We start from the raw sequence: 17,655 nt of genomic DNA, 5'->3' as shown, positions 1-17,655 counted from the left end.
CATCCAGCGTGCGCAAGCGCATGCCGTCACGATATTTCGTGACCTTCTCGATATATCGTGACTCTCAGACCTTCCGGATGATCGCGAGCCGCTTCATGCGCGACTCCAGCGTCGTGGGCGGCAGCCCGAGGCGTTCGGCCGCACCAGCCTTGCCGCTGACGCGCCAGTCGGTCTGCTCCAGGACCTTCAGGATATGAGCGCGCTCGGCCTCCTCGAGGGTAACCGTCTCGCAGGCCGGGGGCATGGCGTCCCTGAACCAGTCGCCAAGCGCAAGCTGGCTGCCCTGCGTCAGGATGACCGCGCGTTCTATGACGTGCTGCAGCTCCCGCACATTGCCCGGCCATCGATAGGCCCGAAGCAGGTTTAACTGCGCGTCGCCGACAGGGTCGATGTGTCTCCCATACTTCGACGCATAGTGACGCACGAAATGCTCTACGAGCGGCTCGATGTCCTCGGGCCGCGCGCGAAGCGGAGGCAGTTCAATCGGAAAAACGTTGAGGCGGTAGTACAGGTCTGCGCGAAACCGGCCCGTCGCAGCCTCTTCGGCAAGATTCCGGTTCGTGGCGGCAATGATTCGCACATCCGTCTTTTGCGTACGGTTGCTACCGACCCGTTCGAACTCGCCATTCTGAAGCACGCGCAGCAACTTCGCCTGCAGGTCCAACGCCAGCTCGCCCACCTCGTCGAGAAACAGCGTGCCTTCGTCAGCCAGTTCGAAGCGGCCGGCCTTGCGCGCCAGCGCGCCGGTGAACGCGCCCTTCTCATGCCCGAACAATTCGCTTTCGACAAGATTCGCAGGAAGCACCGCGCAGTTGAGCTTGACAAGCGGTTTGCCACCACGTGCGCTCATACGATGGACAGCCTGGGCGATCAGTTCCTTGCCTGTGCCAGTCTCGCCGGTCACGAGCACCGAGGCGTCGGTCCCGGCCACCTGACGCACGTGCTGCAGGACGCCTTGCAGGCCGGCCGTGCCGACGAGATTCGCGCCCGCCTCGGCTTCGAGCAATTCGTCCTGAAGGTAGCGGTTCAGGCCGCGCAACTGACCGACCTCCACCTCCGCCTTCCTGCGTTCCTCGATATCGCGTATGAACAGGATGTAGATCGGCTGATCGCACGCCTCCGCAGATGACAGGCTCGCTTCGATCGGAAAGGACTCGCCGTCGGCACGCACGGCGCTATGCCCATCCGGCAGCCAGATCGGCGCACGCCGTTGATTGCCTCTCATGAAGTCGCCAACCAGGTCGTACAACGAGGGCGAGAAGAACGCCTTGCAAGGCCGCCCGACGACGGAGTTCGCGGGACAGCGGAACATCCGCTCGGCAGCGCGATTGAAAAGTGTAATGCGGCCGTCGCTGTCAAACGCGACGATTGCGTCCGTCGCCGATTCGATGATCCGCGACAGCCGCTCCTCGCTTTCCTGGAGGCGCAATTTGAGCTGCTGTAACTCGAGATGCGTATTGACACGCGCGAGCACTTCCTCGTGTTGGAACGGTTTGGTGATGTAGTCGACGGCGCCGAGCTCGAGGCCCTTGACCTTGTCTATCGTGTCGGTGAGGCCCGTCATGAAGATCACCGGAATCTCGCGGGTCGCGGGATTCGCCTTCAACTGCCGGCAGGTCGCAAATCCGTCGAGCCCCGGCATCATCACATCGAGAAGGATAAGTGCCGGTTGGGCATAGGCGATCTGCTCGAGCGCGCTTTCGCCGTCTTCGGCGACCGAAACGGTGAAGCCCGCGCCGCTCAGCAAATCGAGCAAGACGGAGAGATTGGCCGGGACGTCCTCCACGACGAGAATCGGCGCCCTCTGTACATCGGCCGAGCTCATGGTGTGCCTGCGAAACTCTTGAGCCATCGACGCAGTTCCTTCATCTGGTACGCGTCGCCCATCGCTATGATGCGCTCGGTGAATGGTGCGTAGATCGGATCTTCGTTCGCCAGTGCGTTCGCCTCGATCAATAGTTGCCTGACGTCACCGCGCGAGGCGAAGTCGATGAACGTCAGTAGTCGTCCGCAAGGCGGTGCGATCAACGGTGCCAGCCGCTCACGCTCGCTGTTCGGGTCTTTGGGCGGCGCACGAAGCAGCGTGAGTCCGAGATGCTCACATAGCAGTTCAAGCAGCTTTTCCTGCCTGAATGGCTTGGGGATGAACTCGTTTGCCCCCGATTCGATGCAGCGTGCACGGTTGTGTTCGAAGGCGCTTGCGGAGATCGCAAAGATGACCGTGCCCGCGAGATCCGGCATCGTGCGAATCTGTGCCGTTGCGGCAAGACCATCGAGGCGCGGCATCCGCATATCCATCAGGATGGCGTCAGGTTTCAGGCGCGCGGCTTCGTGGACCGCCTCGAGGCCGTCAGCGGCCTCATGCACTTCGAAGCCGAGCGGAATTAGCAAGTCGCTCAGCAGGCCGCGTCCGTCCTGGTCGTCGTCGACGACCAATATGCGGCGCCTCGCGCCCGCCACCCCCGTTACGGGCCCGTTCGTGGCTGCCGGCGTCGGCGCGGAAACTGGCCGCAGTTCAAGCTCGAACCAGAAGCGGCTGCCTTCGTGTGGCTTGCTGGCGACCTGCAGTTCGCCCCCCATCAAGTGCACGAGCCGTTTGCTGATCGCGAGTCCAAGTCCCGTACCCTCCGCGATCATCGACGGATCGCGAACCTGATGAAACACGTCGAAGATCTCGGACAGGTGTTCCGGCCAGATCCCAAGGCCCGTATCCTCGACGGCAAAACAGACGGCGCGCTCGTGCATGCTCGTACGCAAGACGACCTCGCCGTGCCGCGTGTATTTGATCGCGTTATCAAGAAGATTCATCAGCACCTGACACAGGCGGCGCTCATCGGCGCAAACCACTGCCGGAACGTCGGCGCCCGGCGCGAACGTGAATGCAAGGCCTTTCGACTGGGCGCGGCTGCGCGTGATCTCGACGATGCTGTCCAGCATCCGGTGCAGATCGACGTTTTCGGCAACGATGTCCAGCGTCCCGGCTTCGATCTTGGCCATGTCGAGGATCTCTTCGATCAGGCGCTGCAGATGCTCCCCGGATTGCTGGATGACGTTGAGTGCCTTGCGTTGTCGCTGCGAGAGTTCCTCCTCGCACCGCAATAGTTGCGCGTAGCCGAGAACGCTGTTGAGCGGCGTGCGCAATTCGTGGCTCATGCTGGCGAGAAATTCGGACTTGGCGCGGCTGGCCTTTTCCGCCGCCTCCTTCGCCTCGTGCAACTCTGCTTGCGTGCGCTCGCGCGCCGTGATGTCGCGGACCGTGGCGGTGACGAGCTTCGGGTCGCCGAGGATCGGTGTCAAGGAAATTTCGACCGGAAACTCCGTGCCGTCGGAACGCAGCGCCTGAACCTCGATTCGTCTGCCCAATAACGGACCCTCTCCTGTCGCGAGATATTTCGCCAGCCCCCGACGGTGCGCGTCGCGAAGGGATGGCGGGATGATCAGTTCAGCCAGTTCGCGTCCGATTACACCCTCGCGCTGGTAGCCGAACGTTCGCTCGGATGCGGGATTGAACTCGATGATCCGTCCGGCGTGGTCGATGCTGATGATGCAGTCCATCGACGCATCCAGAATGCCGCGCATGCGTGCCTCGCTCTCTCGCAGAGCTGCCTCGGCACGTTTGCGTTCGCTGATATCGATGATGCTGCCGCGCACCAGCCTGCGTGACGCATCAGGTAACCGCACCAGGCGGACCTCGCAAGGAAAGAGCGCGCCCGCGGCGTTCAAATGCGTCCACTCGAATACAGGCACACCGCCGTCGAGCGCTTCCAGAACCTTCTCCCGCGCCGCGACGGCCGAGGGCCGGCCATCGGGCTGACACTCGGGGCTCAGCTCGACGGGTCCCAGGCGAAGCAGCGTCGTGCGATCGTATCCGTAAAGACGCGCCGCCTGCTCGTTCGCCTGGACGAAGCGCAGTGTATCGACGTCCAGTAGCGTGATCGCATCGGGCGAATAGGCCAGCATCGTGGACAAGCGTTGCTCACTCGACCGCAACGCCTGCTCCGTGCGCTTGCGCTCCCCAATGTCGATGATGCTGCCGCGGACGAGCCTGCAACTGGTGTGCGGCAGGCGAACCAGCCGGATTTCGCAGGGAATCAGTTCGCCCCTTACATTCTGATGCGTCCACTCGAACACCGGCGTGCCCCCCTGGAGCGCTACGTCAAGGTATTCGCGCCGGGCCACGCTCGATAGACGGCCGTCCGGCTGCCGTTCGGGACTGAGTCTGGTCGGATCGATCTGCAGCAGCGATTGGCAGTCGTAGCCGAACAGCAACGCGGCCTGCTTGTTCACCTGAATGTAGCGGTCGGCGTCCACGTCAAACACGAGAATGGCGTCAGGCGCGTACGCGACCAGTGTGGCGAGACGCTGCTCGCTCTCACGCAGCGCTTCTTCAGCACGTATGCGTTCATCGCGCTCGACGGCGAGCGCGATCAGATTCGCGAGCGCGATGCCGAACAGGCGATCTTCGGGCGTCCACGGCGTCCGGGGCCCGAGCTGTGCGAGACGCAGCACACCGTCCACACGGCCGTGCAGGTGAATCGGAACGTCCAGCATCGCCGTGACGCCAAGCGGCATCAGGTAGGTCTTGAAAAATTCCTGAGTCCGAGGATCCGCATGAGAGTCATCCACGACGATAACTTCACTCGTCACAAGTGCCTGAAAATAGGCTGGATAGTCTTCAACCCGGATCTCAACGCCGTCGGTGTGGCGGTTGTGACGGCTCTCGTAGAGATCAAGACAACGAATGGCCGAACGTGTCTCCGTATAGCGCCACAGGCCTACACGTTCGACACCCATCAACCGGGCTGCGGTCTCCGTGACGAACTGCAGCCTCTCCTTGAGACTGCCGCCCTGATGCCCATCCATCCGGGTCAGTGCCGCCAGCGCCGTTTGCTGCTCGAGTAATCGTTCGCGTCGGCCCGGCGGTGCGAATGGTCGCTCCGACGTCGTCACTTTGGCTACTCCTCAGACTCTGCAGAAAGGCTTCACAGAGGCCGGTTCGAAACGGGGGCTATTCGTTCATTTGTGTGTTGCCGGTCTGTCAAAGCGGCTTTCGAACATCGCGGACTTTCAATTTTTTTACTGTACACCGTCCGTGTTGTCCTGGACAGGACGATGGTCCAGCCCACCGTGCCACCGTCAAGCAAGTTGGCCACGAAACGGCAAACGGCGCAGTAGCGAAGCGTTTCTTTAAACGCATGATGCAATACTGAGTGCGATGCGCGCTTGTGGCGAAGGAGACATCCTCGAATCGGGGTGCGAGTAACACCGTCTCTTGGTAAGTGTTGCTGCTGCTCATGTCGCGACTGGTATCGCTTGAAAGCTATGGGCGAGTGCGCAAGGGAGACCGTTTCACCATCGATACAACTCGACGCTAAATGCGGAGACCGCTCCGGGTCGAACTGAGCCGAACACGTGCGACCGGGATCGGCCACGAAGAGCCTTTTGCTCGTACCACGAGTCGGACATTTGGGTGATTGCTACGCGTCACGAGCTAGCCGTTCGACGGCCGGTCGCATGCAGCACGTCTTCTTGAGGTGTTTTCAACACGGTTTAGCCCGCACAGCCTTGCCCGTAAGGCTTCAAGATTTGCTCAGGTTCGACTGGATCTCACGATCTGTCGGGACACTCCCGACAGATCGTGAGCGCATACGCATGGGTGTCGCATACGCAGCGCCCTGGCCCACACGTCGCCAGCGCAAAAGCGTCGAATTTTCAGGCACTTGGCATCCAGTGGGGCCTCCGTCGGGGCTTTGGCACAGTTCTCGCACCAAGACGTTCGCATGTCGCGCCGTCGCTATCCGACCACCGCCGCGGGATAGTGCGGTCGCGACTTAGTGCATCAGTTAGCGCGCAGCACTGCCTTGATGTCGTCCGATCAAGTTGAACATGGCGCGCCGCAATAGACCCGATTCGGGTGCATTTGAATGCTCAACTCAATCATTGGAGTCCCCATGAACGCGAAAACTATCGCCGCCCTTTTGGTTGCATGCTCAGCATCGCTGGCTGCGCCTGCTTTCGCAGGCGCCTACGTACCTGCATCCGACTGTCGCTCCGACAGCGGAGCGACAGCAACGCACGGCGGTCAAACGATGCCGCGGCCCCACGGCAGCATGGTTCACAAGAACCATGGCGGCGTCAGCGTCAGCGTGTCGGTCCCGTCGCAGTCCGCCAAGCGCGCCCCGGGGGGCGACTCCATCGATCCCATGTATCGCGGAGGTTGATGTGCCCGAGGCAGCACGCGAGAAACCTGGCACGCTTATCAGTTCCCTCGTCGAAGCACGTTATGGCCGGGGCGTGGCGGACATGCCGATCTTTTTCGGAGGGTGACAGGCAGCGCTCCTAGGAGATTGTGCGGAGATATATCGACTCGTCCGGCATCGCATTCGAAGTTTCGGTTAGCCTGCATCCCTCTAAACGGTTCTTCGTCTTCATGCTGCCGAGGCGCTTTCCGGCTTCGCCAAGAGAAGCAGCGCGACGGCGTCCGACTCCACATACCGTTTTACGCTTAATGCTGTCGCTCGACCGGCGATGTGTTTTACGTTAAATGAGTTCGCTCAGTACCCCTGGATTCATGCGACGTCGCAGCACCGGGGACAACCCGCCGCTTACAGCCACATGAAGGGCAATGGCCGTTGTACTTAATGAACCGCCGCCGCGTTTTTGCGGCCGAGTAAGGCCATTGAGGGTCCCAGGTACGTATCCGCTTGAGGTGATAGTTGACTTCGCTGGTGCAAAGGTGCGAATGGCCGGAAAGCCGATCTGTAGCCGCCTTATCGAGATTGGTACCTGAGTGTCGGCTTTGGCCGAAGTTGAGTCGTTGCGCGCGCAACCGGCACAGCCCGACCCTCGGCCATACCCGACATTCAGGTACCGCATACCTCGGGCGGCCTACGAGTCGGGTTCCCGACATTCGGCCTACGGCAGCTGCGAACGTTAGCCTTCACTGCAAGCGACTTGCATACTTGCGACCCAAAAGATCCTGAATTCCCCTTAGCGGCCATTCAAATGAACATTTGAGGCTGCGCCGCACGCTCAAAGGCGTGTTGCCGGTCAAGTCTTTGGCTGGACGCGCCTTTTTTAACTACGGAGCGACCCCCGTTTTGTCGGGTTTCATTCGGCCGGACCCTCGCTCGTCTTGCTGTCAGTGTCGTCAAATCGCAAGTTCCTTCCGGCAGTTGTGTCAGAGCACTATGCTTTTCATCAAGTGAGGTGCGAGGCTACGCTCGCGAATGGCTACGGGATAGGTGCGAGATGCCGATTTGATCCCGCGCGCCAGACGTCGTTCTTGTCGACAGGTCAGCGCGAGGCTTCTTGATACGGCGGCGCGTCGTCGCGCTGGCGCGCGATGAATTAACTGTTCAAGGAGGTAGCGTTATGAGCGAGTTCGCGATTCAGGAATTTCGAGGAAGGCTAATCGGTCCGTCGGACGAGGACTACGATGACGCGCGAGCGCTGTATAACGGCATGATCGATAAGCGGCCCAGGGTGATTGCGCGCTGCACCGATGCCGCCGATGTCATAGCGGCGGTCAACTACGCGCGCGATAACAAATTGCTTCTCGCAATCCGCGGAGGCGGACACAACGGCCCCGGTTTGGGTAGTTGCGAGGGTGGGTTGGTCATCGACCTGTCGCAGATGCGCAGCGTGCGTGTCGACCCCACCAGCCGAACAGTGCGCGTCGATCCGGGCTGCACTGCCGCCGATGTGGATCACGCGACCCACGCATTTGGCCTCGCCGTGCCACTGGGCATTGTCGGGAGCACGGGCGTCGCAGGTCTGACTCTGGGCGGAGGAACCGGCTACCTCACGCGCAAGCACGGCCTCACGATCGATAATTTGCTGGAGGTGGATGTAGTTCTGGCCGACGGTTCTTTCGTCACCGCCAACAAGGACGAGCACGTTGACCTCTTCTGGGCGGTGCGCGGTGGCGGCGGTAACTTCGGCGTGGTCACAAGTTTTCTATTTCAGGCCCACCCGGCCAAAATGGTGTTCGCTTGGTCGATCTTCTGGGACGCCAGGGAAGCCAGGCAAGTTGTGGCGATGTACCGCGACTTCATCGCACACGCCCCGGAAGAACTTGGCCTGTTTGTCGGCCTCAAAACCGTGCCCCCGACCGATCCCTTCCCGAGGGAGCACTGGAACAAGCGCGCCTGTGCTCTCATCGGTGCTTTCAACGGGCCGATCGAAGAGGGCGAGAAGGTCATGGCCCGGCTGCTCGAGAAACTCCCCGCCCCGCTGTTCAACTGGATGGGCGAGATGCCGTGGACCGCCATCAACAGTCTGTTCGACCCTTTCTTTCCTAAAGGCTTGCAGTGGTATTGGAAGGGTGACTTTGTCAAGGCGCTGCCTGACGAGGCGATCGACGTGCACATCGCCAACGCGCTCGAGGCGCCCACCCCTTTTTGCCTGATGCACCTTTATCCCATAGACGGCGCCGTTCGGCGGGTCGGCAAGGATGCCACGCCGTGGAGCGCACGGGACGCGTCCTTTTGGATGGTAATTGCCGCGATCAGCCCAGATCCCAAGGACGCCGATGCACTCAAGACCTGGGGCCGTACCTACTGGCAGGCTGTCCACCCGTTCAATCTGGAAGGCGCCTACGTCAACTTCATGGACGCCGACGAGGCCGAGAACCGAGTCGAATTGAGCTACGGCGAGAACTACGCGCGCCTTGCCTCGATCAAGGCGAAGTACGATCCCAATAACCTGTTTCAAGTCAACCAGAACATTAAGCCGAAAGCGTGAACCTACGCGAGCAGGAAGTCGGTCGCGAACTGGACGGGCCGAATAGACCGATGAATGACCGAGCAACTGGAGGGGCGGCTCCTCAGCGGTCACGGACGGCGAGGAGCCTGACTAGTCAAGTCACCATGCGGTGCAATGTTCACTGCGCCTACTTAACAAGCTCCGGTTTCTAATCCGAACCGACGCTTGAATGGCTGCTCTGCAGCATGACCGGAAGTAGTCCCAAGCACGTGCCTGACTGGACACGCGCCGTCACGAGGCGCGAAGACGCCTGGACAAGTTGCGCTGGCACACCGATGATAATGTTGGATGGGTACTTCAGAGATTCAGCAATGACCGACGATCTGTCGACATGGTTAGCGCAGATTGGCCTCGGCGCCCACACTGCGAAGTTCACCTCCCAAGGAATCGACTGGGATGTGCTCAGCGATCTTTCCGACGGTGACCTGAAGGAACTAGGCCTTACGCTTGGCGACCGCAAGCGGCTCGCAAAAGGACTTGCAGCGCTAAACGAAGCCCACGCACATTCGCTTGAGCGGGTACGGGAATGCGGCGACCCGCCGTCGTCGCCTGCATCCGCAGCCATCGACGCCGAGAGGCGGCAAATCACAGTGATGTTCGTCGACCTCATCGATTCGACAGCGCTAGCGGAGCGACTCGATCCAGAGGATATGCGACGTCTGCTGGGGGTCTACCATCAAGCCTGTGCGTGCGCGATCGAAGCTCATGAAGGCCGTATCGCGCTTTATATCGGCGATGGCCTGCTCGTCTATTTCGGCTATCCGAATGCGCACGAAGACGATGCCGTACGTGCAGTACTCGCGGCGCTCGCAGCCATAGCGGCGCTTCGCGAGGCAAACGATCTGATCGAATCTGAGTACGGCGTGCGCCTGCATGTGCGGATCGGGATCGAAACGGGACTTGTCGTCGCCGGCGCCATTGGCGCTGGATCTTCGCTGGATCACCAGGCAATCGTCGGCGAGGCGCCAATCATCGCTGCAAGGCTGCAGTCGCTCGCTCCGCCCGACGCGGTCGTCGTGGGTCCGGCCGCCCAACATCTGATCGAAGGGTCATTCAAGCTTGAAGACCTTGGCCGGCGTGAACTGAAAGGGGTCACTAATCCGGTCAGGGTCCAACGTGTGCTGGCGCAAGCGGACATGATCGACCGCTTCGAAATCAGAGCCGTCCATGGGATGACGCCGCTCATTGGTCGGGCTGCGGAACTCGAGATGATCTGGCGGCGCTGGAAGCAAAGCGTCGATGGCGAAATGCGCTGCGTGCTGCTGACCGGCGAGCCGGGAATCGGAAAATCTCGTGTGCTGCGCGCGCTCTGCGACGGCATCAGTGACGACTCGCATGTGATCGTTTCGCTTCACTGTTCCTCGTACTATCGCAACAGCCCATTTTCGCCGGTACAGCGCTGGCTACAGCGAACTTTCGGCGTCGGGGCCGGCACGTCAGATGCGTCGGATACGGAACGGATAGAGGCCGGAATCGCAAGACTTGGGGTCGATGTCGACGAGGCACTCCTGGTCCTTACAAACTTGCTTGGGATTCCGACAGGCGCGCGCCATCCGCCAATTGACACATCTTCTCCCTCCTTCAAGCGCCGGACGCTGGACGTGCTGGTGGCCGTGCTCGAAACGATGACGCGCGTTCAGCCGGTGCTTTTCGTTGTCGAAGACGCGCACTGGATCGATCCGTCATCCCTCGAGTTCGTTCGGCTCGTGGTTGAACGGCTGCTGTCCGCCCGGTTAATGGTACTTATCACGGCGCGGCCCGAGTTTGAACCGGGGTGGACTTACCCTCATCTCGTACAACTCAGTCTCGATCGGTTATCGCGCCGCGATTGCGTTGCGATGGTCGAGCGGCTGACGGGTGGCAAGCGGCTGCCGGATATCATGCTCGATCAGATCGTCTCCAAGACGGACGGCGTGCCGCTATTTGTCGAGGAACTGACCAAGGCCGTTCTCCAGGGCGATCTGTTGCTGGATGCCGGCGCCAGCTACGAGTTGAAAGGCACGCCGCAGACGATCGCCATTCCGGACACGCTGCAGGGCTCGCTGCTGTCGAGGCTCGACCGGCTGGAGCCAGCCGTCAAGGAAACTGCGCAGGTCGCGGCCACCGTGGGACGTGAGTTCGGCAGGACGTTGCTTGGCCTGATTGCTTCGAGGTCAGAGGACGAACTGCAGGAATCGCTCGACCGCCTGATTGCAGCCGAAATCATTGTTCCTGCTTCAGGGAAACTCGGTGAAGGAGACGCCTTTTTGTTCCGGCATGCATTGATCCAGGAGATCGCATACCAATCCCTGCTGCTTGCGCGTCGCCGCCACTTCCACGCGCTAATCGGCGCTGCTCTCGAAGAACATTATCCGGACATCGTCGAGCGGCAACCCGAATTGATCGCTCAGAACTTCGCCGCGGCCGACCTGCCGGATCGCGCGATTGGCTATTGGCAGCGTGCCGGAGAACGGGCGCTTGCGGGTGCCGCCTACGATGAGGCTATCGCCCATGTGCAGCGCGGACTTGAACTGGTCAACCGATGCTCCTACAGCGAGCCGGATCGGGCCGCTCATCTGCTGCCTCTGCTGCTGACAAGAGGCAGGGCAGAGTTCAGACTGGCCCAACGCGAGGCGATTGCGACCTTCCGCGAGGCCGCGCGAATTGCCCGCGAACGGAAGCTCACATCGTATCTCGTGCAGGCAGCGTTGGAGTTTGACACCGCCGAGACCTTCCTCGAAGGTTCCGGCGATGCATCGCTTTCTTTGCTGGAAGAGGCCCTCGCCCTGGTCGGCACCGAGGAATCGGTCGAGCGTTGCCGCCTGTTGAGTCGCCTCGTTCGCACCGTTCATATGACGGGTGCACGCGAACAAAGTAGTGAATTTGCCCAGGAGGCCGTCGCTCTCGCCAGACGCCTGAACGATCTGCCGAGCCTGTTCGATGCATTGGCGTGCGAGTTGATGCATGTCGGGGCTCTCCCCTTAGCTGCGAACAGGTTTCTGGAGCGTGCAAGCGTGTTGCTGGAGTTGAGGCAGATGGCGGAAGATCTCGGCGATGCCCAGACCATCGGTCATGCATGCGCCCGATGTCTCGCCGGCTACCTGGAAATCGGTGAGGTGGACCGTTTCGAGAGCGCGCTGGAACGGTATCGGCAGATCGCCGCCAGCGGACAGCACTTCGTCGACAAGTGGTGCGTGACGGGGGCGCAGGCGATGCGGGCCATACTCGTTGGTGACTTCGCCGAGGCGGAGCACAAGACGCGTGACTCGTTGCAGATGGCGCAGAACGTCGACGCGAATCTCGCTACCGGTGTCTACGGCATGCAGATGTTCGCTATACGTCGCGAACAGGGCCGGCTCGCCGAGGTCGCGCCGATATTTAAACGGTTTGTCGACGAGCATTCCGAGGACGCCACGTGGCGGCCAGGATTCATGTTGATCTGCAGTGATCTCGGCTTCGAGGCGCAGGCCCGCGACAATCTCGGTCGGCTTGCGGAATCGGAATCCGGCATCCCCGTGGACAGCAAGCGGCTTGTCACGTTGACATATCTGGCGGAGGTTGCTGCCCGCCTGCGGGACGTCGAGCATGCCGAACGGATTTATGCCCTTCTCCTGCCGTTCCGGGATCAGGTCGTCACAGTTCCAGTCTTTACGCTTTGCGGCGGATCGGCGGCACGGTTTCTTGGCATGCTGGCCCATGCTCTCGGCGACTGGTCAGCCGCCGAACAGCATTTCGAATACGCGCTGCGCATGGACGAGCGCCTGCGAGCGTGGCCCTGGCTCGCGCACAGCCGGCACGAGTACGCGCTCATGCTGGCGGCACGCAATGGCGTCGGAGATAGAGCACGTGCGCAGGATCTGCTCTCGATGGCGGCCGTCGCAGCCAAAAAACTCAAGATGTTCGCACTCGCCGAGCGCATTGGTGGTGCGCTGGCAAGAACAGGGCCCAGAAGTTAGCGCAGTCTATCGCACAGTTTGACGGCCAATGTGCAGTCGCTATTCAAGGAGAATCGTATGCCGCGGTTTATGATTGAACGTAATTTTGCAGAACAACTCGAGGTCACCGGCGAAAGTGCTGCAACTGTGAAGAGAATCAACGACGAGGAAGGCGTCGAGTGGCTCTTTTCGTTTCTCAGCGCGGACAAGAAGAAGACCTATTGCCTGTATGAGGCACCCAGCGCCGACGCCATCCGTGCCGCAGCACGCCGGGCAAATCTGCCGGCCGATGTGATCATCGAGGTAAGCGACTTGCGGCCGGAAATGTTTAACTAGACAACGGGGAACGGACGCATCGCCCAATGGCCGAGAATTTGCAACGACACGATGTGTCGTCAACCTCATCGGGCACCGGCGACAACCAGTAATAGGCTCGTTCGAGGCTGCCGGAGGCAGCAGCCCGTCCCTTAGCCATAACTCGCATATGCTCAAAGCGAGGACAGGGCAGAGCCGTTGAGGACGCAATGCCGAAAGGAAGAAAATGCCTGGGCCGTCTCGCCGGCTCCGAAGACGCGTATGACAATGACAGGTGCACGTCGAAAGCGGCCCTTAGCCTGTCGTCAGGCTGAAGGCGGCAATGGGTCGTTCGTGTGAGTTCGCTGTTGCGGACAGCTGCCGCGTGGCCGCTCGATGCCTCCACCGTCGGCAAGCCGCCAAATTCCTGACATACAACCCAGCCCCCTCTAATGTCGGCTTTGGCCGAAAACCTGCCTCCCGTCGCGATGTCGGCAAGCTCCCGATCCCTTCTCTAAGAGAGGCTGGCGGCCGCGCGGCCGTGGAAGCGGAAGGCTACATGACTGCCGTCAGTTCGAGGACTACGGGGGCATCTTGGCCTGCACTCGCGCACGATTGTTAATCGCCTGACGGCGCCGCTTGTCGCCCATCAACTCCTAGCACAACAGTCAACCGCGTCGCTTCCTATCAAGGGGTGGCCTATACCCCGATGCCATTAGGACCGCACCTTCATGCCCGGTCAACCCGAGGCATGGCATGCACCCGGCTCCCAGCTTCCCGCCCTTGACCCGCGACCGTAGCCGATAGCGGCCGCGCATCAAGGGGCGAGGGACCGTGTTGCCCGCACCCCTCCCTCGCCTTTTTCCTTGACGCCCGCCCGCTATCGGCTCCTCCAGTCGCACGGGCGGGAACCCGGGAGCCAGGCGGTAGCAACGCCAACCCCGAGTTCCACCGGGAAGTGTCCAGCCGCAATAGCAAAGCACCTCCCCTCCCCTCGCCCGGTTCAGGTCCTCAACCTTGACTGTGGAGATCGCCATGCAACTCGCTTCCTCTTTCCATTACGGGTCCCCGATGCTGCGCGCTGACTCGCCGCTTTCGGACGACCAGATTCCCCACGTTGCCCCTTCCATCTTCGCGGACGGCAAGCACGAAAGCCGCTCCGAGCGCTACACCTACATTCCCACCATCGATGTGCTCCGCGGCCTGCGCAACGAAGGCTTTCAGCCGTTCATGATCTGCCAGACCCGCGTACGCGATCAGGGCAAGCGCGAATTCACCAAACACATGCTGCGGCTTCGCCACGCCGACCAGATCTCCGGCGAGGAAGCCGACGAAATCGTGCTGCTGAACTCGCACGACGGCACCCAGCACTTACCAGATGCTGGCGGGCACATTCCGGTTTGTCTGCCAGAACGGCATGGTCGCGGGCGAGAACATCGCCGATATCCGCGTGCCACACAAAGGAAAGTCATCCAGAACGTGATCAATGGCGCATTCGACGTGCTCGACGGCTTCGACCTGATCCACGAGCAGAAGGACGGCATGCGCGCCGTCGAGCTGAACCGCGACGAGCAGCATGCATTCGCCCGCTCCGCCCTTGCGCTGCGCTACGACCCGACCGACGTCGAGGCACCGGCCCCCGTCACTGAAAGCGAGCTACTGGTGCCGCGCCGTTTCGAGGACCGCCGCGACGACCTCTGGACCGTATTCAACCGCGTGCAGGAAAACCTCATGAATGGCGGGCTGCATGGACGCTCGCGCAGTGGACGCGCCATGTCGACTCGCCCCATCACCGGCATTGACCAGAACGTGAAGCTCAACCGCGCGCTGTGGATGCTCGCTGACGCCATGCGCCAGATGAAAGCATAAGCGCCTCAGGAGCAGCAACGTCCCTCCGCCCCGCCCCACCTCGTTCCATCAGGACTCCCATCCGGGTCATGTTCTGATGGAATCCGCGAGCACCCAACCCGGACCCTTCTTTTTAGTTTTCTGGAGTCAGTCACGCAATCTCAACCCGAAACCCCTGCGGCAACCACAGACGAAACCGTTTCGCCGCTCGAAACCAATTTTGGCAACGAACAGCCGGTCGCTACCGTGCCATATTCCAGCCTGGGGCCCTCGCCGCTCAAGGTCAGCACTACGACATAGCCCTTGCCCGCGCCGAAGATAAAGGCTGCCGGCCACCGGTGATTGCCTTCGACCAGAACGACGCGGCAGCAGACGTGCTAGCCGCCGAATTCATGAAAGGCGATACCGATGAGGTGTAACTCATGCGGGTAGACGGCAAGCCGTCTGCCCGCCCCCAATGGACGCCTGCCCACCATCCCACCAGCGCGCCCGCACCCGCCGCCAGCATCACAACCAGCCCGCCGACGTCCAGCCCATAGCATGCCCGCACGAGTCGCCGCATGGCGACGTGCCCGAATAGCGTGAGCGCCGCATCGATCCGTTTCTGCTGGTCACGTACGGCGACAGCTGTCGCCCCCACGAGCCGGTTACCAGCAACGCGGGCAATGCGGTTCGCTGCCCGCTGCGTGAGTGTAGCCAGCGCCTCGTCGTTCAGCGCCGCAAGCGCGGCCCGGTAGCGCGCTTCGTGCTCGGCGGTCATTTGCTCAGCCAGTTCGATCGTGGCCTTGCAGCGCGCGAGCGCGTCTCGATGCTGCATCATCAACGCATCCGTCGCTGCGCGCGCCTCCGTCCGCACGGCATCCATACTGCCCGCGCCCACCTGCCGGATACGCTCCGGCATGGCTTCGTAGAGTTGCCCGTAATATTCGAACATGACCAGCACAGACCACAACGCATCGTTGTCGCGGAGGTTGAGCGCACTCGATACCCGCCGCATTCGCAGCACACTGGCGTTGTCAGGCAATTCACCCGTGACGTCGAGAAACAGACAGGCAAGCGCATCCACCGGTCCGCCCTGCCTGTTATCCATCGACCGTTACCTTCGCGAACATGGCATCGCACAACGAACGCCAACGCAATAGCTCGACGCGTTCACCGATATGCATCGTCGCCGCCGCCTTGCGGATCGACATGCGCTGACTGCGAAGCTCGTCCGCAACCCGATCCGCAAGGTCGGGAAAGTCCAGTGAGTGACCGCGCGATTCGACGGAACGGCGAAGCTGCGATCCCTGATACAGTGCGAACTTGTGCGCCGGACCGAAGTAGCCATTACGCACGACATTCGTTACCGCGTCCGGGAACGTCTCGCTGAAAGCGCTCAGCAGTTCGAGGCTGTCGCGTTGCCGGTTAATCACCCACAGGACAACAAGCCGGCGCCGAAGCTCGCCAAGCGCTCCGGCCAGTGTCGCGCCGAACTGCTCAACACCAGTCTGGCTCCGCGCCGCCGTGTTGACAACGATCGCCGCGTCTCGTTGCTCGTCGCAGAAATTGACGAGGCCGATCCAGCCGTCTGCATCGTCCAGGTTATAGGCGATGCAACGCATCTCATCCTGAACCGCTTTCATTACGTCCGGATTGCCGGTATCGGTCTCCACCAGCGCCGCATGAATATCGCGCCGTAGCAGATAATCGGCCAGCGCGAGCGCAACGAAGCTCTTGCCCACCCCGCCCTTGCTGCCACCAACGAGATAAATGGGGTAAGTCGTCATGTCCATTTGAATCCTCTAAAGGCTCTCGGTATCTGGCCGGATCTCGAATGAGAACGCGTCACGCATAACCATGGTTCCCGGCCTGCTACCCATCTTTCCCCCATCCTGCTTTTGATTCTCTCTGGAAGCCTCCGCGCGCGGTACATCGTCCTTGCTTGCCCTCTTCGCACGGGGCGATGGCGCGGCATTGCCTCGTCCCGATTCCTTTGCAGCCTGTCGAACTGGCCTGTCTTTCTTCAACGGGTATAGCGCGTACTTGACGGAGCCAACACTAAAATCGACGCCCTTCTTCCTTGCATGTTCAACGATTTCTTCCAGCGTATATCCCTTCTTCCTCACCGCACCGATCACGAGACGCATCTCTTTCATCGCATCGGTAATAGAGAGGCGCTGCTCGGCCTCTGGCTTGACCGGCAGTGATTCCAGAGAGCGGACAAGCTCATCCCATTGCGCCCGGGTATAGATTTTCGCAACTGGCATGGCTCGCTCCTTCGTGCTCTCTTCATCCCATCTTGTTCACTCACGAAGACGCCGTCAACACCTGTTTTTAGCCGGACTTTCGCTATCGGGACGTCGTGGAATCAGCCGGATCGCGCTGGAATAAAAGAAATATTTTGGACGCGTCTGCCCCAAGCAACGGACCGCGCCGATGTTCAGAAAACGTAGCGAAGGGATTCTGGGCAGACCTTACGACGGCGGAGGAGCAGAACGATTACAGGCAAGGGGCTGAATCGCTCTGGCCATCAGGATTCACACATTGGAACTGCGAGCCGACAGAGACACGATAGTTTCGCGGACCATATCTCTTGCTTTGCAAACTGCCGATAGCCGTGACTGCATGCCTCCGGGAAAGACTCAGCAGATTTTGGAAAGCAACAGCCGCCCGAAGCGGATTGACGTTGCCGATTCAGCGCATGCGATTACCGACTCCAGCCGTCACCCGCGCAGACATCTGTCTTTCAGGTAGCCGCAGTGGACCGGATCACTAAAGAGAAATCACCCTGCCAAGTATGCCGCCCCGATCGATCGACATCCCGCAACACGAGATACGGTTCGCGGTCGAG

At 61.0% G+C, this 17,655-nt stretch carries 8 protein-coding genes and 1 pseudogene; 4 read left to right on the top strand and 5 right to left on the bottom strand.

Going from position 1 to position 17,655, the window contains the following annotated elements; all coding sequences use genetic code 11:
* Nucleotides 1-64: 64 nt before the first annotated feature.
* Nucleotides 65-1,825, bottom strand: coding sequence for a sigma 54-interacting transcriptional regulator (locus AB4Y34_RS12390; RefSeq protein ID WP_368716167.1), 1,761 nt, complete (start codon nt 1,823-1,825; stop codon nt 65-67).
* Nucleotides 1,822-4,950 carry a PAS domain S-box protein gene (locus AB4Y34_RS12385; RefSeq protein WP_368716166.1) on the bottom strand — a complete coding sequence of 1,043 codons (3,129 nt, stop codon included), beginning with the start codon at nt 4,948-4,950 and terminating at the stop codon, nt 1,822-1,824. Before AB4Y34_RS12385 ends, AB4Y34_RS12390 begins: the two co-directional genes overlap by 4 nt.
* A 2,424-nt stretch (nt 4,951-7,374) precedes the next feature.
* Between AB4Y34_RS12385 and AB4Y34_RS12380 the strand changes: the two genes are divergently transcribed.
* The 4 genes and pseudogenes from AB4Y34_RS12380 to AB4Y34_RS12365 all read left to right on the top strand — a co-directional run bounded on the left by AB4Y34_RS12380 (nt 7,375) and on the right by AB4Y34_RS12365 (nt 14,843).
* The gene (locus AB4Y34_RS12380) at nt 7,375-8,745 is read left to right on the top strand and encodes an FAD-binding oxidoreductase (protein ID WP_368716165.1); all 1,371 of its coding nucleotides are present in this window, start codon (nt 7,375-7,377) and stop codon (nt 8,743-8,745) included.
* Nucleotides 8,746-9,077: 332 nt separating this feature from the next.
* The gene (locus tag AB4Y34_RS12375; RefSeq protein ID WP_368716164.1) at nt 9,078-12,701 is read left to right on the top strand and encodes an adenylate/guanylate cyclase domain-containing protein; all 3,624 of its coding nucleotides are present in this window, start codon (nt 9,078-9,080) and stop codon (nt 12,699-12,701) included.
* 57 nt (nt 12,702-12,758) lie between these two features.
* Nucleotides 12,759-13,016 (top strand): DUF4242 domain-containing protein, encoded by a 258-nt coding sequence (locus AB4Y34_RS12370; protein ID WP_176379811.1) that lies wholly within the window; start codon nt 12,759-12,761, stop codon nt 13,014-13,016.
* A gap of 993 nt (nt 13,017-14,009) precedes the next feature.
* A pseudogene (locus tag AB4Y34_RS12365) lies at nt 14,010-14,843 on the top strand (DUF932 domain-containing protein).
* Nucleotides 14,844-15,111: 268 nt separating this feature from the next.
* Here the strand turns inward: AB4Y34_RS12365 and AB4Y34_RS12360 are convergent.
* From AB4Y34_RS12360 to AB4Y34_RS12350, 3 genes are read right to left on the bottom strand one after another with little or no spacing between them, the layout of a single operon-like run.
* Nucleotides 15,112-15,912: a hypothetical protein gene (locus AB4Y34_RS12360; protein ID WP_368716163.1), complete on the bottom strand. Its 801-nt coding sequence runs from the start codon at nt 15,910-15,912 to the stop codon at nt 15,112-15,114.
* Nucleotides 15,905-16,597, bottom strand: a complete 693-nt coding sequence (locus AB4Y34_RS12355; protein WP_368716162.1) for a protein mobD — start codon at nt 16,595-16,597, stop codon at nt 15,905-15,907. The genes AB4Y34_RS12360 and AB4Y34_RS12355 overlap by 8 nt, the downstream gene beginning before the upstream one ends.
* Nucleotides 16,598-16,606: 9 nt before the next feature.
* Nucleotides 16,607-17,071: a hypothetical protein gene (locus AB4Y34_RS12350; RefSeq protein ID WP_368716161.1), complete on the bottom strand. Its 465-nt coding sequence runs from the start codon at nt 17,069-17,071 to the stop codon at nt 16,607-16,609.
* Nucleotides 17,072-17,655 lie beyond the last annotated feature (584 nt).

It is taken from the genome of Paraburkholderia sp. BR10954, from assembly GCF_040965775.1.
Classification (GTDB): Bacteria; Pseudomonadota; Gammaproteobacteria; order Burkholderiales; family Burkholderiaceae; genus Paraburkholderia; species Paraburkholderia youngii.
The sequence above is the reverse complement of the archived record's forward strand: the minus strand, read 5'-3'. Positions and strand labels throughout refer to the sequence as shown.